Annotated in this window: 16 protein-coding genes; 15 read left to right on the top strand and 1 reads right to left on the bottom strand. The window is 73.1% G+C overall.

The genetic code is table 11. The features are described 5' to 3' along the window. The first annotated feature begins 51 nt into the window (after window positions 1-51). The 13 genes from pyrR to C1N91_RS08860 all read left to right on the top strand — a co-directional run bounded on the left by pyrR (window position 52) and on the right by C1N91_RS08860 (window position 15,921). Complete coding sequence (pyrR, locus tag C1N91_RS08920; protein WP_137767437.1) at window positions 52-693, top strand: bifunctional pyr operon transcriptional regulator/uracil phosphoribosyltransferase PyrR; 642 nt, start codon at window positions 52-54, stop codon at window positions 691-693. After that, window positions 690-1,652, top strand: a complete 963-nt coding sequence (locus tag C1N91_RS08915; RefSeq protein ID WP_137767436.1) for an aspartate carbamoyltransferase catalytic subunit — start codon at window positions 690-692, stop codon at window positions 1,650-1,652. The genes pyrR and C1N91_RS08915 overlap by 4 nt, the downstream gene beginning before the upstream one ends. Then, a complete protein-coding gene (locus tag C1N91_RS08910; RefSeq protein WP_137767435.1) occupies window positions 1,649-3,031 on the top strand; it encodes a dihydroorotase in 1,383 nt (460 codons plus the stop codon). The genes C1N91_RS08915 and C1N91_RS08910 overlap by 4 nt, the downstream gene beginning before the upstream one ends. A 16-nt stretch (window positions 3,032-3,047) precedes the next feature. Further along, window positions 3,048-3,590: a PH-like domain-containing protein gene (locus C1N91_RS08905; RefSeq protein WP_137767434.1), complete on the top strand. Its 543-nt coding sequence runs from the start codon at window positions 3,048-3,050 to the stop codon at window positions 3,588-3,590. Beyond that, entirely contained in the window at window positions 3,590-4,819 is a 1,230-nt protein-coding gene (carA, locus tag C1N91_RS08900; protein ID WP_137767433.1) for a glutamine-hydrolyzing carbamoyl-phosphate synthase small subunit, read from the top strand. The genes C1N91_RS08905 and carA overlap by 1 nt, the downstream gene beginning before the upstream one ends. Continuing rightward, window positions 4,819-8,097 carry a carbamoyl-phosphate synthase large subunit gene (gene carB / locus C1N91_RS08895; RefSeq protein ID WP_137767432.1) on the top strand — a complete coding sequence of 1,093 codons (3,279 nt, stop codon included), beginning with the start codon at window positions 4,819-4,821 and terminating at the stop codon, window positions 8,095-8,097. Before carA ends, carB begins: the two co-directional genes overlap by 1 nt. Continuing rightward, on the top strand, window positions 8,094-8,978 hold the full coding sequence (gene pyrF, locus C1N91_RS08890; protein ID WP_137767431.1) for an orotidine-5'-phosphate decarboxylase: 885 nt from the start codon (window positions 8,094-8,096) through the stop codon (window positions 8,976-8,978). The genes carB and pyrF overlap by 4 nt, the downstream gene beginning before the upstream one ends. Continuing rightward, window positions 8,975-9,907: a guanylate kinase gene (gene gmk, locus C1N91_RS08885; protein ID WP_394586446.1), complete on the top strand. Its 933-nt coding sequence runs from the start codon at window positions 8,975-8,977 to the stop codon at window positions 9,905-9,907. The genes pyrF and gmk overlap by 4 nt, the downstream gene beginning before the upstream one ends. Window positions 9,908-10,022: 115 nt before the next feature. Beyond that, window positions 10,023-10,283 carry a DNA-directed RNA polymerase subunit omega gene (gene rpoZ / locus C1N91_RS08880; RefSeq protein ID WP_137767430.1) on the top strand — a complete coding sequence of 87 codons (261 nt, stop codon included), beginning with the start codon at window positions 10,023-10,025 and terminating at the stop codon, window positions 10,281-10,283. A gap of 5 nt (window positions 10,284-10,288) precedes the next feature. Continuing rightward, complete coding sequence (metK, locus tag C1N91_RS08875; protein ID WP_137767429.1) at window positions 10,289-11,503, top strand: methionine adenosyltransferase; 1,215 nt, start codon at window positions 10,289-10,291, stop codon at window positions 11,501-11,503. Window positions 11,504-11,510: 7 nt separating this feature from the next. Further along, window positions 11,511-13,493 (top strand): primosomal protein N', encoded by a 1,983-nt coding sequence (locus tag C1N91_RS08870; RefSeq protein WP_137767428.1) that lies wholly within the window; start codon window positions 11,511-11,513, stop codon window positions 13,491-13,493. Window positions 13,494-13,687: 194 nt separating this feature from the next. Then, window positions 13,688-14,740 carry an L-threonine 3-dehydrogenase gene (gene tdh, locus C1N91_RS08865; RefSeq protein ID WP_137767427.1) on the top strand — a complete coding sequence of 351 codons (1,053 nt, stop codon included), beginning with the start codon at window positions 13,688-13,690 and terminating at the stop codon, window positions 14,738-14,740. Continuing rightward, window positions 14,740-15,921, top strand: coding sequence for a glycine C-acetyltransferase (locus C1N91_RS08860; protein WP_137767426.1), 1,182 nt, complete (start codon window positions 14,740-14,742; stop codon window positions 15,919-15,921). Before tdh ends, C1N91_RS08860 begins: the two co-directional genes overlap by 1 nt. Before the next feature lie 94 nt (window positions 15,922-16,015). Here the strand turns inward: C1N91_RS08860 and C1N91_RS08855 are convergent, their stop codons facing one another. Further along, a complete protein-coding gene (locus C1N91_RS08855) occupies window positions 16,016-16,471 on the bottom strand; it encodes a DUF4383 domain-containing protein (RefSeq protein ID WP_175415971.1) in 456 nt (151 codons plus the stop codon). Between the two features lie 93 nt (window positions 16,472-16,564). Between C1N91_RS08855 and C1N91_RS08850 the strand changes: the two genes are divergently transcribed. Then, window positions 16,565-17,500, top strand: a complete 936-nt coding sequence (locus C1N91_RS08850) for a methionyl-tRNA formyltransferase (RefSeq protein WP_137767425.1) — start codon at window positions 16,565-16,567, stop codon at window positions 17,498-17,500. Further along, window positions 17,497-19,032, top strand: a complete 1,536-nt coding sequence (locus C1N91_RS08845) for an RsmB/NOP family class I SAM-dependent RNA methyltransferase (RefSeq protein WP_137767424.1) — start codon at window positions 17,497-17,499, stop codon at window positions 19,030-19,032. The genes C1N91_RS08850 and C1N91_RS08845 overlap by 4 nt, the downstream gene beginning before the upstream one ends. The last annotated feature ends 14 nt before the right edge of the window (window positions 19,033-19,046 follow it).

Raw genomic sequence — 19,046 nt, 5'->3', positions numbered from 1 at the left:
CCACGTCAGCATCCTTTAAGTCCGTCCGGTGAGGCGGGGAAGGAGGTCGGCGTGGGCACCAGAACGGTCCTGCAACACCCCGACATCACGCGTGCTCTGACACGCATCGCGCACGAGATCCTCGAGGCCAACCACGGCGCCTCGGACCTCGTGCTCCTGGGCATCCCGACGCGGGGTGCCGTCCTGGCCGAGCGGCTCGACCGCATCCTGGCCGACATCGAGCCCGAGTGGACGCCGGGGCCGACCCGCACCGGCACCCTCGACGTCACCATGCACCGGGACGACCTCGGCCACGGCATCGGTCGCGCCCCGCACCGGACGACGATCCCGGCCGGTGGCATCGACGGCAAGGTCGTCGTGCTCGTCGACGACGTGCTCTTCTCCGGCCGCACGGTCCGCGCGGCGCTCGACGCGCTGCAGGGGATCGGCCGGCCGCGCGCCGTCCGCCTCGCGGTGCTCGTCGACCGGGGGCACCGCGAACTGCCGATCCGGGCGGACCACGTCGGCAAGAACCTGCCCACTGCATCCGACGAGCGGGTCACGCTGCGCCTGACGGAGACCGACCGCACCGACGAGGTCGTCATCGAGCAGCCCGACGCGCAGCAGCCCGACGTGCAGCAGCCGAGCGCGCAGCAGCCGGACGCTCAGCAGCCGAACGCTCAGCAGGCGGCCGAGCAGGGAGGCGCAGCGTGAAGCACCTCCTCTCCACTGCCGACCTCTCCCGCGACCAGGCCGTCCGGATCCTCGACGTCGCCGAGGAGATGGCCGAGGTCAACACCCGCGAGGTCCGGAAGCTCCCCGCACTGCGGGGCAAGACCGTCGTGAACCTCTTCTTCGAGGACTCGACCCGCACCCGCATCTCCTTCGAGGCCGCCGCCAAGCGCCTGTCCGCCGACGTCATCAACTTCGCGGCGAAGGGCTCCAGCGTCTCCAAGGGCGAGTCGCTCAAGGACACCGTCCAGACCCTCGGTGCGATGGGCATCGACGGCATCGTCATGCGCCACCCGGCATCGGGCGCCCCGCGGGTGCTGGCCGAGGCCGACTGGATCGACGTCCCGGTCGTGAACGCGGGCGACGGCACGCACGAGCACCCCACCCAGGCCCTGCTCGACGCCTTCACGATGCGGCGTCGGCTCCACGGCGAGGCCAGCCGTGGGAAGGGCCTCGACGGCGTTCGGGTCACGATCGTCGGCGACGTCCTGCACAGCCGTGTCGCGCGGAGCAACGCCTGGCTGCTCCGCACGCTCGGTGCAGAGGTCACCTTCGCTGCACCGCCGACCCTGCTCCCCGCGGTGGACCGCCCGTTCGGCGCCGCCGTGCACCACGACCTCGACGCGGCCCTCGCCGAGGACCCGGACGTCGTGATGCTCCTCCGGATCCAGCAGGAGCGCATGAACGACGCGTTCTTCCCGAACCCCCGCGAGTACACCCGCCACTTCGGACTCACCGCCGCCCGCGCGGCCGCCCTGTCCGACCGGACGCTGATCATGCACCCGGGGCCGATGAACCGCGGCCTCGAGATCGCCGGCGTCGCCGCGGACGACCCGCGCTCGACGGTCGTCGAGCAGGTCGCCAACGGTGTGTCGGTCCGCATGGCCGTCCTGTACCTCGCCCTGACCGGCGAGCACGAACCGAAGGAGTCCGTCGCATGACCGCCCACCTGATCCGCGGCGCGCAGCTGGTCGACGGCTCGCGAGCCGACATCCGTCTGGAGGGACGGCGCATCTCGGCGGTCGGCTCCGGTCTCGACGCGGCCGGCGCGACGGTCGTCGACGCGGACGGCCTGATCGCCCTGCCCGGTCTCGTGGACCTCCACACGCACCTGCGCGAGCCCGGCTTCGAGGAGTCGGAGACGGTGCTCACCGGTTCGCGGGCGGCCGCCGCCGGCGGCTTCACCGCGGTGAACGCGATGGCGAACTCGTCGCCGGTCGCCGACACCGCGGGCGTGGTCGAGCAGGTGCAGGCGCTCGGGGACGACGCCGGGTACGTCACGGTGCGCCCGATCGGCGCGGTGTCGCAGGGCCTGCAGGGCACGCACCTGTCCGAGATCGGTGCGATGGCGACGAGCCGCGCGAAGGTCCGGGTGTTCTCGGACGACGGCTCGTGCGTCGCCGACCCGCTGCTCATGCGCCGGGCGCTCGAGTACATCAAGGGCTTCGGCGGCGTCCTCGCGCAGCACGCGCAGGAACCCCGGCTGACGATCGGCGCGCAGATGAACGAGGGCCGGCTGTCGTCGGAGCTCGGGCTCGCGGGGTGGCCTGCCGTCGCGGAAGAGGCCATCATCGCCCGCGACGTGCTGCTCGCCGACCACGTGGGCGCACGCCTGCACGTCTGCCACGTCTCGACCGCGGGCAGCGTCGAGGTCATCCGCTGGGCGAAGTCCCGCGGCATCGACGTCACGGCCGAGGTCACCCCGCACCACCTCGTGCTGACCGAGGACCTGATCGCCGGGGTCGACGGCGCGGCCGGGTACGACGCCCGCTACAAGGTGAATCCGCCGCTGCGCTCCCGCGAGGACGTCGACGCCCTGCGCGCCGCCCTCGCCGACGGCACGATCGACATCGTCGCGACGGACCACGCACCGCACACCGCCGAGGCGAAGTGCTGCGAGTGGCCGGCCGCCGCGAACGGCATGGTCGGGCTCGAATCGGCGTTGAGCGTCGTGCACGCCGCCGTGGTCGAGGACGGCCGGCTCGACTGGGCCGACGTCGCGCGGGTACTGTCCGAGGCGCCCGCACGCATCGGCCAGGTCGAGGGGCACGGTCGTGCGATCGCCGAGGGTGCCCCGGCCGAGCTGACCCTGTACGACCCCGCGGCGGTGCGGGAGTTCTCGGTCGACGACCTCGCCGGCCAGTCGCAGAACTCGCCGTACCTCGGCATGCGCCTGCCGGGTCGGGTCGTCGCGACGTTCCACCACGGGTACCCGACGCTCCTCGACGGCGCGCTCGTCGACGCCGAGCGCGTGGCCGCGGCGGCTTCGGCGGCGGACGCGGCGAACGCGGCGGACGCGGCGAAGGCGGGGACCGCGTGACCCCGGCGGTGACGCGGTGAGCGGCGACGCGCTGCGCTGGCTGACGGGAGCGGTGATCCTGCTCCTGGTGGCCGCGCTGTTCGTCGCCATGGCGCGCACCTGGCGGACCCGGACCCGTGCGCAGACCGCGGCCGTGCCTCCCGTCCCGGTCCCGACCGGGCTGGGTCCGGCGGCCGGGTCGTGGGACGGCTTCACCGTCGCGACGACCCGCGCCGACCAGCCGCTCGAGCGGATCACGGCGGGCGGACTCGGGTTCCGGGGCCGCGGCGGCGTGACCGTGCACGACACCGGGGTGGTCCTGCACCACGCCGGCGCCGCCGACCGGTGGATCGCCGCGGCCGACGTCCGCGGCGCCGACCGGGCGACCTCGGCCATCGACCGGGTGGTCGAGCCCGGGGGACTGGTCCGTCTGCGATGGACGGCGACCGGCGCCGCAGGAGCGACGGACCTCGACACCTACTTCCGGTTCCCGGAGGGCGACGCAGCAGCACTCGCCGCCCTGCAGGGACTGACGACGACGCACGAACACCCGCACACCGCGGGCGAAGGGACGAACTGATGACACGCGAACGGGCCGTACTGGTCCTCGAGGACGGCACCCGCTACGACGGACGGGCCTACGGCGCCCGAGGCCGATCCCTGGGAGAGGTCGTCTTCGCCACCGGCATGACCGGCTACCAGGAGACGCTGACCGACCCGTCCTACGCCGGGCAGATCGTGGTGCAGACCGCGCCGCACATCGGCAACACGGGCGTCAACGACGAGGACCCCGAGTCCCGTCGCATCTGGGTCGCCGGCTACGTGGTCCGCGACCCCAGCCGCGTCGTGTCGAACCACCGCGCGAACGCGACCCTCGACGACCACCTGGTGCGCGACGGGATCGTCGGGATCTCCGGCATCGACACCCGTGCACTGACGCGCCGCATCCGCGACGCGGGCGCCATGAAGGGCGGCGTGTTCAGCGGGGCGGACGCCGAGCTGTCCGCCGACGAGCAGCTGCAGGTCGTGCGCGACCAGGCCGGCATGGCCGGTGCGAGCTTCTCGTCGATCGTGTCGACCCCGGAGACCTACGTGGTCCCCGCGGTCGGCGAGCAGATCGGCCGGCTCGCCGTGCTCGACCTCGGTGTGAAGGCGTCGACCACCCGGTACCTCGCCGAGCGCGGGTTCGAGGTGCACGTCGTGCCGCAGGACATCACGGCGAGCGCGCTGCAGGAGCTCGACCCCGACGCCCTCTTCTACTCGAACGGCCCCGGCGACCCCGCCGCGAGCGACGCACAGGTCGAGCTGCTGCAGGAGTCCCTGAAGACCGGCCGCCCGTTCTTCGGCATCTGCTTCGGCAACCAGCTCCTCGGCCGCGCGCTCGGCTTCGGCACGTACAAGCTGCCGTTCGGCCACCGCGGCATCAACCAGCCCGTGCTCGACACCGCCACCGGCAAGGTCGAGATCACGAGCCAGAACCACGGGTTCGCGGTCGACGCGCCCCTGGGCGAGGTGCTCGAGTCGCCGGCCGGGTTCGGCCGGGTCGAGGTCTCGCACTACTCCCTGAACGACCAGGTCGTCGAGGGCCTCCGCGCGCTCGACGTGCCCGCGTTCAGCGTGCAGTACCACCCCGAGGCGGCGGCCGGTCCGCACGACTCCATGTACCTGTTCGACCGGTTCGCGGACCTGGTCCGTGCGCGACGCGACGGCGAGCCGCTCGACGCGGCGACCGCCACCGCCACGACCCCCGCAGCCGACCCGACGACCGACGCCGGCGCGTCGGCCGCGCAGAACGAAAGCAGCAACTGATGCCGAAGCGCGCAGACATCAACTCGGTCCTCGTCATCGGCTCCGGCCCGATCGTCATCGGGCAGGCAGCCGAGTTCGACTACTCCGGCACCCAGGCGTGCCGCGTTCTCCGCGCCGAGGGCGTCCGCGTGATCCTCGTCAACCCGAACCCGGCGACGATCATGACGGATCCCGACTTCGCCGACGCGACGTACATCGAGCCGATCACGAGCGCGTCGCTCGAGGAGATCATCAAGATCGAGCGCCCGGACGCCGTGCTGCCGACGCTCGGCGGCCAGACGGCGCTCAACGCGGCGATCAAGCTCGACGCCGAGGGCATCCTCGAGAAGTACGACGTCGAGCTCATCGGCGCGAAGGTCGACGCCATCCAGCGCGGTGAGGACCGCCAGCTGTTCAAGGAGCTCGTGCTCGAGTCCGGTGCGGACGTGGCACGGAGCCACATCGCCCACACGCTCGAAGAAGCGAAGGAGTATGCCCAGGACCTCGGCTACCCGCTCGTCGTCCGGCCGTCCTTCACGATGGGCGGTCTCGGTTCCGGCTTCGCCTACAACGAGGAGGAGCTCGTCCGCTTCGTGGGCGACGGCCTGCAGTCCAGCCCGACCACCGAGGTGCTCCTCGAGGAGTCGATCCTCGGCTGGAAGGAGTACGAGCTCGAGCTGATGCGGGACAACTTCGACAACACCGTCGTCATCTGCTCGATCGAGAACGTCGACCCGGTGGGCGTACACACCGGTGACTCGATCACCGTCGCCCCCGCGCTGACGCTGACCGACCGCGAGTACCAGAACATGCGGAACATCGGCATCGACATCATCCGTCGGGTCGGTGTCGACACCGGCGGCTGCAACATCCAGTTCGCGGTGGACCCGTCGAACGGCCGGATCATCGTCATCGAGATGAACCCGCGCGTCTCCCGGTCCTCCGCGCTCGCGTCGAAGGCGACGGGCTTCCCGATCGCGAAGATCGCCGCGAAGCTCGCCATCGGGTACCGCCTCGACGAGATCGAGAACGACATCACCCGCGTGACCCCGGCGAGCTTCGAGCCGACGCTCGACTACGTCGTCGTGAAGACCCCGCGGTTCGCGTTCGAGAAGTTCCCGGCGGCGGACGCCACGCTCACCACGACCATGAAGAGCGTCGGCGAGGCGATGGCCATCGGCCGCAACTACGCCACCGCGCTGCAGAAGTCCCTCCGATCGCTCGAGAAGCGCGGCTCGAGCTTCCACTGGGACACCCCGGCGGCCGAGCTCGACAAGGACGCCCTGCTCGAGAAGGCGCAGACCCCGACCGACGGCCGCATCGTCACGGTGCAGCAGGCCCTCGTCGCCGGCGCCACTGCGGACGAGGTCTTCGAGGCCACGAAGATCGACCCCTGGTTCATCGACCAGATCGTCCTCATCAACGAGGTCGCGGACGAGGTCCGTGCCGCCGAGACGCTCGACGCCGACACGCTGCGGTGGGCGAAGGAGCACGGATTCAGCGACACCCAGATCGCGTCGCTGCGGGGCATCTCCGAGCAGGAGGCCCGCGACGCACGGCACGCCGCAGGCATCCGCCCGGTGTTCAAGACCGTCGACACCTGCGCCGGCGAGTTCCCGGCCCTGACGCCGTACCACTACTCGTCGTACGACACCGAGACCGAGGTCGCCCCGAGCGACCGGAAGAAGGTCGTCATCCTCGGCTCCGGCCCGAACCGCATCGGCCAGGGCGTCGAGTTCGACTACTCCTGCGTGCACGCCTCGTTCGCGCTGTCGGACGCCGGCTACGAGACGATCATGATCAACTGCAACCCGGAGACTGTGTCGACCGACTACGATACCTCGGACCGGCTGTACTTCGAGCCGCTCACGACCGAGGACGTCCTCGAGGTCATCGAGGCCGAGGCCGCGTCCGGCGAGCTCGTCGGTGTCGTCGTGCAGCTCGGCGGACAGACCGCCCTCGGCCTGGCGAAGCCGCTCGAGGCCGCCGGCATCCCGATCCTCGGCACCACCCCGAGCGCGATCGACTCCGCCGAGGAGCGCGGGCAGTTCGCCGCGATCCTCGAGCAGGCCGGCCTGCTCGCGCCGCGGAACGGAACCGCGCACGACCTCGCCAGCGCGACCGCGGTCGCCGAGGAGATCGGCTACCCGGTCCTCGTCCGTCCGTCCTTCGTGCTCGGCGGCCGCGGCATGGAGATCGTCTACGACCCGGCGGCCCTGGCGGACTACTTCGACCGCATGGCCGACCAGGCGATCATCGGCCCGGACCTGCCGCTGCTGGTCGACCGGTTCCTCGACGACGCGGTGGAGATCGACGTCGACGCGCTCTTCGACGGCGAGCGGCTCTACGTCGGCGGCATCATGGAGCACATCGAGGAGGCCGGCATCCACTCCGGCGACTCGGCGTGCACCCTGCCGCCGGTCGGGCTCGGCAAGGCGGAGATCCGCGCGGTCGTCGAGGCGACCGAGAAGATCGCCCGCGGCATCGACGTGCAGGGCCTGCTCAACGTGCAGTTCGCGATCGGCGCGGGTGTGCTCTACGTGCTCGAGGCCAACCCGCGCGCCAGCCGGACGGTCCCGTTCGTGTCGAAGGCGCTCGGCATCCCGCTCGCCAAGGCGGCCAGCCGGGTGATGACCGGCACCTCGATCGACGCGCTCGTCGCCGAGGGTGTCCTGCCGGAGCGCGACGGCTCCTCGGTCCCGCCGCAGGCACCGGTCGCGGTCAAGGAGGCCGTGCTGCCCTTCCGCCGCTTCCGCACGCACGACGGCCAGGTCGTCGACTCGGTGCTCAGCCCGGAGATGCGCTCCACGGGCGAGGTCATGGGGATCGACCGCGACTTCCCGCGGGCCTTCCTCAAGTCGCAGGACGCCGCGTACGGCGGCCTGCCGACGAGCGGCACGGTCTTCGTGAGCGTCGCCGACACCGACAAGCGCCAGGTGGTCCTGCCCGTGCACCGCCTGCAGCAGCTCGGGTTCACGATCACCGCGACCGAGGGTACCGCCGAGGTCCTGCGCCGCAACGGCATCGAGGTCACGCTCGTCGGCAAGTACAGCGAGGGCGGCGAGAGCGTCGTCGACCTGCTCGCCCGCGACGCGGTCGACATCGTGATCAACACGCCCTCCGGTGCCGCCGGTCGCGCGGACGGCTACGAGATCCGCGCGGCGACCGTCGCCGCGGACAAGCCGCTCTTCACGACCATCGCGCAGCTCGGCGCGGCGGTCGCGGCGATCGAGACGATCGGCACGCCGCTCAGCGCCCGCAGCCTGCAGGACTACGCGCTCGAGCGCGCGACCTGGTGAGCGACGGACGGACGGGAAGCCCGGCCTCCTTCGGCGTCCGGCTCGCCGCCGCCATCGGGGAGCGTTCCCCCCTGTGCGTCGGCATCGACCCCCACGCCGCCACCCTGGCGGCGTGGGGGCTCGGCCGCGACGAGCAGGGTCTCACCGCCTTCGGCGCGACCCTGGTCGACGCGGCCGCCGGTCGTGCGGCGATCGTGAAGCCGCAGATCGCCTTCTTCGAGGCGGCGGGGGTGCCCGGCTACCGTGCGCTCGACGCGACCCTGCGTCGTGCGCGTGATGCGGGCCTCCTGGTCGTCGCCGACGTGAAGCGGGGCGACATCGGCTCGACCGGTGACGACTACGCGCTCGCGTGGCTCGACCGGGACGGCCCGTTCCGGGCGGACGCGATGACCGTGTCGCCGTACCTCGGCTACGGCTCGCTCGCCGGCACCGTCGAGGTCGCCCGGCGGAACGACGCCGGGGTGTTCGTGCTCGCCGCGACGAGCAACCCGGAGGCGCGCGTGCTGCAGACCGCGGTGCTCGCCGAGGGACCGCGTGCCGGGCGGTCCGTCGCTGCCGGTATCGTCCTTGATGTGGCAGACGACAACCGGACCGGCGGCGAGCAGCCGCTCGGGGACGTCGGGCTCGTGCTCGGCGCCACCCTCGACCTCGACGACTTCGGCATCGACGCGGAGACCATCGGCAACGCGCCGGTGCTGGCTCCGGGCTTCGGTGCCCAGGGCGCGCGCATCGAGGACCTGCGCGCCCGGTACGGCGCGCGCGCCGAGCAGGTCCTGGTGAACGAGTCCCGCGGTCTGCTGACGGACGGCCCCGACGGCGTCGCGGCCCTCGTGCAGGACCGCGTCGACCGCATCCACGTCGCGCTCGGAGCCGCCGCGTGACGGACCAGACGCCCGAGACCCCCGACCGCAGCGAGCTGCCCGCGCACCGCAACCCGCCGGAGGTCGACCGCGTCGCCGCCGCCCGGGCTGCCGTCGCCGCGCGGCGCGCCCGGGCCGCGGTGAAGGCGCAGGTGGCGTCGGGGGAGCGCAGCGCCCTCGAGGTCGCTCGTGCCGCCTGGTCCGACGCGGACCTCCCCGCCGAGAAGTCCCTGCGCGTGCGGGACCTCCTCACGAGCATGTCCGGCATCGGCCCGGCACGCGCCGAAGCCGTGATGGGGGAGCTCCGCATCGCGCCGTCGAAGCGGCTCGGCGGGCTCGGCACCCGCCAGCGCACCGCCCTGGCCGACTGGCTCGCCGCGCGCGGTCGGAAGCGCGGCGCGTCGAAGCTCGTCGTGCTCGCCGGACCCACCGCGGTCGGCAAGGGCACCGTGAGCGCGCACATCCGCGAGCACTTCCCGGACGTGAACCTCAGCGTCTCGGCGACGACCCGCAAGCCCCGCCCGGGCGAGGTCGACGGGGTGCACTACTACTTCGTCGACGACGCCGAGTTCGACCGGATGATCCGCGACCGCGAGCTGCTCGAGTGGGCGGTCGTGCACAACTCCTACCGGTACGGCACGCCGCGGCCGCCGATCGACCGTGCGCTCGACGCCGGCGACAAGGTGATGCTCGAGATCGACCTGCAGGGCGCGCGGCAGGTCCGTGACGCCATGCCCGAGGCCGTCCTCGTCTTCCTGCTGCCGCCGACGTGGGAGGAACTCGTCCGCCGGCTCATCGGCCGCGGTACCGAGTCCGCGGAGGAACAGGCCCGACGACTCGAGACGGCGAAGGTCGAGCTGGCCGCGCAGGACGAGTTCGACGTCCGCATCGTGAACTCGGATGTCGGCACCGCGGCACGCGAGGTCGTAGACTTGTTCTCTGCGCCCTGACACGGCGCACGCGCGTGTGCCCCCGGGGCGCCGCGTCCGCGCAGCCCGACCCCGGTCGAGCGGTCCGATCCGCTCGGACCCGCGCCCCACGCATCCGCAGCCGACAGGAGACACCATGGCCAACCCCCAGGGCATCATCGACCCGCCCATCGACGACCTGCTCGCCAAGGTGGAGTCGAAGTACGCGCTCGTCATCTTCGCCTCGAAGCGCGCGCGCCAGATCAACGACTACTACGCCGACCTGCACGAGGGGTCGCTCTTCGACAACGTCGGCCCGCTCGTCGACTCGACGATCGACGACAAGCCGCTGTCCGTCGCTCTGCACGAGATCAACGAGGACAAGCTGACCGTCACCAAGCAGCAGCCCACCGACTGACCCCGGTGAGCGGCACGAACCTGCGCCTCTTCACGTCCGAGTCGGTGACGGAGGGGCACCCCGACAAGATCTGCGACCAGATCTCGGACACGATCCTCGACGCGTTGCTCGCGGTCGACCCGCACGCGCGGGTCGCGGTCGAGACGATGGTCACCACCGGGCTGGTGCACGTGGCGGGCGAGGTCACGACCTCGGGCTACGTCGAGATCCCGAAGCTGGTCCGCGACGTCATCACGGGTATCGGGTACAACTCGTCCGAGGTCTCCTTCGACGGCCGGACCTGCGGTGTCGAGGTGTCGATCGGCGCGCAGTCGCCGGACATCGCCCAGGGCGTCGACGAGTCGCTCGACAGCCGGTCCGGCGCCGGTGTCGACGAGCTCGACCGCCAGGGTGCGGGTGACCAGGGCATCATGTTCGGCTTCGCGACGAACGAGACCCCCGAGTACATGCCCGTCGCGATCTGGCTCGCGCACCGCCTGGCGGAGCGCCTGGCCGAGGTCCGCAAGACCGGCGTGCTCGACTTCCTCCGTCCGGACGGCAAGACGCAGGTCACGGTCGGCTACGACGGCGTCGTGCCGAGGACCGTCGAGACGGTCGTGCTCTCCACGCAGCACTCGCCCGCGGTCACGCTCGACGAGCTCACGGCACAGATCACCGAGCACGTGATCCGCCCGGTGCTCGACCTGGTCGACCTCGACTCGTCCCACGTCGACGTCATCGTGAACCCGACCGGCCGGTTCGAGATCGGTGGCCCGCAGGGCGACGCCGGGCTCACCGGGCGCAAGGTCATCGTCGACACGTACGGCGGTGCCTCCCGGCACGGCGGTGGTGCGTTCAGCGGCAAGGACCCGTCGAAGGTCGACCGCTCGGCCGCGTACGCGCTGCGCTGGGTCGCGAAGAACGCCGTCGCGGCGGGGCTCGCGGACCGGCTCGAGGTGCAGGTGGCCTACGCCATCGGCCGCGCGAAGCCGGTCGGCCTGTACGTCGAGTCGTTCGGCACCGGGCACGTCGACGACGCCACCATCGAGGCGGCGATCACCGAGGTGTTCGACCTGCGTCCGGCCGCGATCATCCGCGACCTCGACCTGCTCAAGCCGCGGTACGCCCAGACCGCGGCGTACGGCCACTTCGGCCGCGAGCTGCCCGGCTTCACCTGGGAGCAGCTCGACCGCGTCGAGGAGCTCCGCGCCGCAGCAGGACTCGTCACCGCCGCCGTCTAGGCACCGTGTGACCACCGTCGCGCGCGTCGTCCTCGACTCGCCGCTCCCGCAGTTGGACCGTCTGTTCGACTACCGGGTGCCGGCCGAGCTCGAGGACGACTGCGTGCCGGGGGTCCGCGTGAAGGTTCCGCTGCGCACCGGCGCCCGGATGACCGACGCCTACGTCGTCGAGGTGGTCTCCGACGGCGACTGGCCCGGCGAACTGAGCCAGGTGGAGCAGGTCGTCTCACCGGTGCCCGTCCTCGCGCCGGAGATCTGGACGCTCGCGCGCGCCGTCGCCGACCGCGCCGCCGGTGTCGCCTCCGACGTGCTGCGGCTCGCCGTGCCGACCCGCCAGGTCCGCGCCGAGAAGGCCTGGCTCGACCGTGACACCGCGTGGGTCCCGCCGTCGGTCGACCCGACACCGGTCACCGGCTACGCCGACGGCGTCCTGGAGGCACTGCTCGCCGACCGTGGGCGCGCTGCGGTCGACGCCGTCCCCCACCCCGTCGACGTCGGGACCGCCGACGACCCCGTCTGGGTCCCCGGATGGGCCGCCACGCTCGCCCAGGCCGCATCGCACGTCGTCGCCCGCGAGCAGTCCGCCGTGCTCGCCGTCCCGGACTTCCGCGACGTCACCGACCTGGAGCGTGCGCTGCTCGCGGTGCTCCCGCCCGAGCGCGTCGTCCGGTTCGACGCGAAGCAGACGAACGGTCAGCGGGCGAAGGCGCTGCTGCAGGCGCGGACGCACGCCGTCGTCGCGATCGGCAACCGGACGGCGGCGTTCGCACCCGCGACGGAGCTCGGGCTCGTGGCGATGTGGGACGACGGCGACGCCTCCTTCGTCGAGCCCCGTGCCCCGTACGTGCACACGCGCGACGTCGCCCTCGTCCGCACCGCCCAGTCCGGTGCCGCCCTGCTGTTCCTGGGACACGCTCGGTCGACCGACGTCCAGCGACTCGTCGAGCTGCACTGGCTGCAGGAGCTCGCGCCGTACCGGGTGCCGACGCCGAAGGTGATCCCGACCGCGCAGCAGGCGGGTGCCGAGGGCTTCGCCGCCCAGGCACGCATCCCGAGCACGGCCTGGCGGGCCGCGCGCGAGGCCAGTCAGCACGGGCCGGTCCTGGTGCAGGTCGCGAACCCGGGCTTCGGCACCGGCCTCGTCTGCGCAGACTGCGGGGAGCGCGCGCACTGCCGGGTCTGCGGCGGGCCCCTCGGCAGCCCGCACCGGAACGCGACCCCGCAGTGCCGGTTCTGCGGCGCCCTCGCGGTGGGCTTCCGCTGCCCGACGTGCGGCGGGGGGAGGCTCAAGCCCGTCGGGCAGGGGGCGCAGCGCACCGCCGACGAGCTCGGCCGGGCGTTCCCCGGCACCCGGATCGTCGTCGCGGACGGCTCTCGTCCGCTCGACGAGGTCCCGGCGCGTCCCGCGGTGGTCGTCGCCACCCGCGGCGCGGAGCCGAGCGTGCCGGGCGGCTACGCGTGCGTGCTGCTGCTCGACGGTGAACGACTCCTGGCCCGCGAGGGGCTCCGGGTGCAGGAGGACGTGCTCCGGTTCTGGACGAACGCCGCGGCGAAGGGCGCGCCCGGGGCCGAGGTGTACCTCGTCGGCATCGGCGGGAGGCTCGCCACCGCGATGGCGCTCTGGCGGCTGGACGGGCCGGCGCACGACGAGCTCGTCGACCGACGGGCCCTGCACTTCCCGCCGGCGGTCCGGGTCGCGACCCTCACCGGCACGGACGAGGCGGTGACCGCGGCGGTCGAGGCCCTCGGTGACGCGGTCGTCGGAGCGGTCCTCGGACCGGTGCCGGTGCCGGAGGACCCGGTGCCGGGGACGGTGCGCGCGATCGTGCGGTTCCCCTACGCGCACGGGGCCGAGGTCGCGGCGACGCTCAAGGCCGAGGTGATCCGCCGGTCGTCGACCCGGCGGGTGCTGCCGGGCGGGAACCGCCGTCGCGCGGCGCCGACCCTGCGCGTCCGGCTCGACGACGTCGAGCCGTTCACCGAGGTCTGAGCCGCAGCGGCCACCGCAGCCGTCGCAACGCGGACACCACGGCCACCGCCGCGACCACGCGACCGAGGTGGGGCGACGCGCCGGACGCGCACCGTGCCTCCCGTCCGTCCGGACGGTGTGCCAGGCTGGGTGGTGGTGGCCACGCGCCACCGCCGAACACACCACACGCACGACGAAGTGACGAGGTGACGCCGATGCGAGCGCTCTGGAAGCCGGACGCCGGTCCGGGGCTGGTCATGACCGACCGGCCGGTGCCGGTCCCGACCGAGGACGAGGTCCTCGTCCGCGTGCTGCGGACCGGGATCTGCGGGACCGACCTGCACATCCAACGGTGGGACGACTGGGCAGCGTCGGCCGTGGCCGCGCCGCTCGTCCCCGGCCACGAGTTCTCCGGCGAGGTCGTGGAGGTCGGCGCCGCCGTGCGGGACGTCGCCGTCGGCGACCTGGTGTCGGGCGAGGGGCACATCGTCTGCGGGACCTGCCGGAACTGCCGGGCGGGGCGGCGGCAGATGTGCATCCGGACGAAGGGCCTCGGCGTGCAGCGCGACGGCGCGTTCGCAGAGTACCTGACGCTGCCGGGCACGAACGTGTGGGTGCACCACGGCCCCGTCGCGCCCGAGGTCGGCGCGCTGTTCGACCCGCTCGGCAACGCCGTGCACACCGCGCTCGCGTTCCCGCTCGTCGGCGAGGACGTGCTGGTGACCGGGTGCGGGCCGATCGGCCTGATGGCGATCGCGGTGGCACGGCACGCCGGTGCGCGCTTCGTCGTCGGGACCGACGTGAGTCCCGAGCGACTGCGCATGGCCGAGGCGATGGGCGCCGACCTCGGCGTCGACGTGCACGGTGACGGGGCGGCGGCCGTCCGCGCCGCGCAGGAGCGCCTCGGCATGCGCGAGGGCTTCGACGTCGGGTTCGAGATGTCCGGCGCGCCGGCCGCCCTGCCCGCGATGGTCGAGAACATGAACCACGGCGGTCACATCGCGATGCTCGGGCTGCCGAGCGGCCCGATCGCGGTGGACTGGGGCAAGGTCGTCACGCACATGCTCACGGTGAAGGGCATCTACGGGCGCGAGATGTTCGAGACGTGGCAGGCGATGAGCTCGATGCTGGCCACGAGTGCGGTCCTCCGTGACCGCATCGGCTCGATCGTGTCGGCGTGCCACCCGGCGCGCGACTGGGAGGCAGCGTTCGCCGCGGCGGCGAGTGCGGACGGCGGCAAGGTCGTCATCGACTGGACGGAGACCTGATGTACGGCGCGATCAAGGACCACCTGGCAACGGAGCTCGCCGGCATCGAGGACGCAGGCCTGACGAAGCGCGAGCGCGGCATCACCGGTCCGCAGCGCGCGGCGATCGAGGCGGACGGTGCCGACCTGCTGAACTTCTGCGCGAACAACTACCTGGGGCTCGCGGACTCGACCGACCTCGTCGACGCGGCGAAGGACGCCCTCGACCGGTGGGGGTACGGCATGGCGAGCGTGCGCTTCATCTGCGGCACGCAGGACCTGCACCTCGACCTCGAGCGGCGGGTGGCCGGCTTCCTCGGCACCGAGGCCGCGATCCTGTACTCGTCGGGCTTCGACGCGAACGGGGGACTGTTCGAGGTGCTGCTCGGTCCGGAGGACGCGATCATCTCCGACGAGCTCAACCACGCGTCGATCATCGACGGTATCCGGCTCTCGAAGGCGCAGCGGTTCCGGTACCGCAACCGCGACACGGCCGACCTGGAGGCACAGCTCGCCGCCGCCTCGTCGGCCCGCTTCCGCGCCGTGGTCACCGACGGCGTCTTCTCGATGGACGGCTCGATCGCTCCGCTCGCCGAGATCTGCGACCTCGCCGAGCGGTACGACGCCCTCGTCGTCGTGGACGACTCGCACGCGGTCGGGTTCGTCGGCGAGCACGGCCGGGGTACTCCCGAGCTGTGCGGCGTGGCCGACCGGGTCGACGTGTACACGGGGACGTTCGGCAAGGCGCTCGGCGGAGCGTCCGGCGGGTACGTGGCGTCCCGTCGCGAGGTCGTGGACCTGCTCCGGCAGCGGTCGCGCCCGTACCTGTTCTCGAACTCCCTCGCGCCGGTGATCGCGGCGGGGACCGTCGCGGCGCTGGACCTCGTGGAGCGCTCGGACGACGCCCGTGCACGACTCGCGGACAACGCCCGGACGTTCCGGTCGCTCATGACCGACGCCGGCTTCGAGCTGCTGCCGGGGGAGCACCCGATCGTGCCCGTGATGTTCCACGACGCCGCCCGCACCGCACGGATCGCGGACGAGATGCAGGCGCGGGGCGTCTACGTCACCGCGTTCAGCTACCCGGTCGTGCCGAAGGGGAAGGCGCGGATCCGGGTGCAGCTCTCCGCGGCCCACACCGAGGAGCAGGTGCGCCGGTGCGTGGACGCCTTCGTCGGGGCCCGCACGGCCGTCGACGCCTGACGACCTTCCGCGGAGCGCAACGTCGGCGGTGCCTCGCAGGGCTGTACCGCCGCGAGGAGCCGCCGACGTTGCGTCTTGCGGGTTCGGCCCGGGGTCAGGCGCCGACGGGGCGGCGGCGCTCCCGCGGGAACACGACGCCGAGGGCGACCATGCCGATCGCGAGCACGAGGTGCAGCCAGTTGTCGGCCCAGTTCAGCGGGACGAAGTTGGCACCGGACACCGTGCCCGCGGTGATCAGGCCGTACACCCACAGCACGAAGTAGACGACCCCGCCGATCACGAGGTACATCCGCGACCCGGTCGCACGGTTCGCCGCGAGCAGCCCGACGACGCCGAACAGCAGGTGCACGATGTTGTGCAGGACCGACACCTGGAAGATCCCGAGCAGCATCGCCATCGAGTGGTGGCCGGCGCCGCCGAGGTCGCCGGAGGTCAGCCCCGGCACGAACCCGGCGATCCCGACGAGCAGGAACACGATGCCGACGACGAGCGCGACCTTCTGGATCGACGAGCCGGCGTAGCGGTTGGTGGAGGTGGTGACGTCACTCATGGTCCGGACGTTACCCAGGTGACTCGCAGTCCGTTCCCGGTCGGGGGCGTTCCGCGCGCGTCGGACACCGTCGGGCGTGGGACGATTGACCCCATGCGTCTCGTCGTCGCCGGCAGCCCCGCTGCGGCCGTCCCCACCCTCCGACGTCTCGCCGCCTCCGACCACGAGATCGCGGCCGTCCTCACCCGACCCCCGACCCCGCAGGGCCGGAAGCGCGTCCGCACGCCGACGCCGGTCGCGCAGGTCGCCGCGGAGCTCGGGCTGCCCGTCATCGAGGCCACGCGAGTGGACGACGCCGTGACCGCGCAGCTCGTCGAGCTGCAGGCCGACCTCGGCGTCATCGTCGCCTACGGCGCGCTCCTCCGCCGCCCCGCCCTCGACGCTCCTCGTCTCGGCTGGGTGAACCTGCACTTCTCCGACCTGCCGGCGTACCGCGGGGCCGCGCCGGTGCAGCGCGCCGTGATGGCCGGCGACACCCGGACCGCCGCAACGGTCTTCCAGCTCGTCGAGGCGCTGGACGCCGGCCCCGTGTACGCCTCCGACCCGTTCGACATCGACCCCGACGCCACGAGCGGCGACGTCCTCGCGGCGATGGCCGAGACGGGGGCGGACACCGTCCTGCGGGTCGTCGACGCCCTGGCCGACGGCAGCGCGGTCGCCACCGAGCAGTCCGGGACGGTGACCCTCGCCCCGAAGCCCACCGCCGACGACGCACACCTCCGGTTCGACGAGCCGGCCGTCGCCGTCCACGCCCGGATCCGCGGCGTGACCCCCGAGCCCGGCGCGTTCGCCCACCTCGGCGAGACGCGCGTGAAGCTGCTCCGCAGCGCGTTGCTGCCGGGAGGCTCGGCCTCCTCCGCCCCGCACCTCGCGCCCGGCGCGCTCGCGCTGGTCGACGGGCGTCTGCTGGTCGGGACGGCCGACGGGCCGCTCGTGCTCACCGAGGTGCAACCGGCCGGCAAGAAGGCGATGGACGGCGCGGCCTGGGCGCGCGGCCTCGGCTCCCTCGAGGGCGTGGTGCTCTCGTGAGCCCCGCACAGCCCACGCCCCGGCGGGCTCAGGGCGACCGTCGACCCCGTCCGACCAGCGCACGGCGGGTCGCGTTCGACGTCCTCCGCGCGGTGCAGGTCGACGACGCCTACGCCAACCTGCTCCTGCCGACCCGCATCCGCCGCGCCGGGCTCTCCGCCCGCGATGCGGCCTTCGCCACCGAGCTCACCTACGGGTCGATCCGGATGCTCGGCCGCTACGACGCGATCGTCGGGGTCGCATCCGGTCGTCGCGTCGACAACATCGAGTCCGACGTGCTCGACGTGATGCGCCTCGGGGTGCACCAGCTGCTCGGTATGCGCACCCCGACGCACGCCGCCGTCTCGGCCACCGTCGAGCTCGCGCGCGAGGTCGGTGCCCGCCGTGCGACCGGCTTCGTGAACGCCGTCCTGCGGAAGGTCGCGGCGAGGACCGACGACGAGTGGGACGCCCTGGTCACCGAGGGGCGGAGCGGCGACGCGCTGCTCGCCACCCGGTGGTCGCACCCGTCGTGGGTCGTCGCCGCGCTCCGTGACGCGCTGGCCGCCGAGCGCTCGCGCGACGAGCTCGCGGCGCTGCTCGCCGCCGACAACGTGGCCCCGCGCGTCCAGCTCGTCGCGCTCCCGGGGCTCGCGACCGACGAGGACGTCCGCACCGCGGCTGCCGGCCCCGTAGTGACCGAGGACGCGACCGGCACCGACGACGTGACCGGCACCGACGACGCGACCGGCACCGACGACGCGACCGGCGCCGTGCCTCCCGTCCGCATCCCCGTCGCCGACGCCGGTCCGGTCTCGCCGGTCGGCATCCGCGGGACCGCCGGCGACCCCGCGCGGGTCCCCGGCGTCGCAGCCGGTCGTCTCCGGGTGCAGGACGAGGGGTCGCAGCTGGCGGCCCTCGCCCTCACACGGTCGTCCGCCGTCCGCCCGGGGGAGCGATGGCTCGACATGTGTGCAGGACCGGGCGGCAAGGCTGCGCTCCTCGCCGCCGAGGCCGCGCAGGGCGGCGCGACCCTCGTGGCGAACGAGCTCGTGCCCGCACGCGCCGGGCTCGTGCGGAAGGCACTGGCGACGGTCGCGGGCGACGACACGGTCACCGTCGTCGAGGGTGACGGGCGACGCTTCGGGAAGCCCGGCGACGAGCCGTTCGACCGGATCCTGCTCGACGCACCCTGCACCGGGCTCGGGGCGCTCCGCCGTCGGCCCGAGGCCCGTTGGCGGAAGCAGCCCGAGGACGTCCCCGAGCTCGCGGCGCTCCAGGCCGAGCTCCTCGACGCGGCCGTCCGTGCGCTCGCGCCCGGTGGGACCCTGGCGTACGTGACGTGCTCGCCGCACCTGGCCGAGACGCGCGGGCAGGTCGACGCGCTGCTCGCGCGGCACGGCGACGTGCTCGAGCAGCTCGACACCGCCGGCGTCGTGCGCTCCGTCGCCGCTCGGGACCCGCAGGTCGCCGACGGCCCGACGGTGCAGCTGTGGCCGCACCGCATCGGCACCGACGCCATGTTCGTCGCGCTGTTCCGCCGTCGCCCCTGACCCCGACGGTGCTC

It is taken from the genome of Curtobacterium sp. SGAir0471 (assembly GCF_005490985.1).
GTDB lineage: Bacteria > Actinomycetota > Actinomycetes > Actinomycetales > Microbacteriaceae > Curtobacterium.
Note: the sequence above shows the minus strand (reverse complement) of the source record. Positions and strands in the feature narration are given on the sequence as shown.

What these genes read in the sequence shown, in the direction of transcription:
- C1N91_RS08910 (WP_137767435.1), top strand. Translation starts at nt 1,649, where the DNA reads ATGACCGCCCACCTGATCCGCGGCGCGCAGCTGGTCGACGGCTCGCGA.
- carA (WP_137767433.1), top strand. Translation starts at nt 3,590, where the DNA reads ATGACACGCGAACGGGCCGTACTGGTCCTCGAGGACGGCACCCGCTAC.
- carB (WP_137767432.1), top strand. Translation starts at nt 4,819, where the DNA reads ATGCCGAAGCGCGCAGACATCAACTCGGTCCTCGTCATCGGCTCCGGC.
- rpoZ (WP_137767430.1), top strand. Translation starts at nt 10,023, where the DNA reads ATGGCCAACCCCCAGGGCATCATCGACCCGCCCATCGACGACCTGCTC.
- tdh (WP_137767427.1), top strand. Translation starts at nt 13,688, where the DNA reads ATGCGAGCGCTCTGGAAGCCGGACGCCGGTCCGGGGCTGGTCATGACC.
- C1N91_RS08860 (WP_137767426.1), top strand. Translation starts at nt 14,740, where the DNA reads ATGTACGGCGCGATCAAGGACCACCTGGCAACGGAGCTCGCCGGCATC.
- C1N91_RS08855 (WP_175415971.1), bottom strand. Translation starts at nt 16,471, where the DNA reads ATGAGTGACGTCACCACCTCCACCAACCGCTACGCCGGCTCGTCGATC.
- C1N91_RS08850 (WP_137767425.1), top strand. Translation starts at nt 16,565, where the DNA reads ATGCGTCTCGTCGTCGCCGGCAGCCCCGCTGCGGCCGTCCCCACCCTC.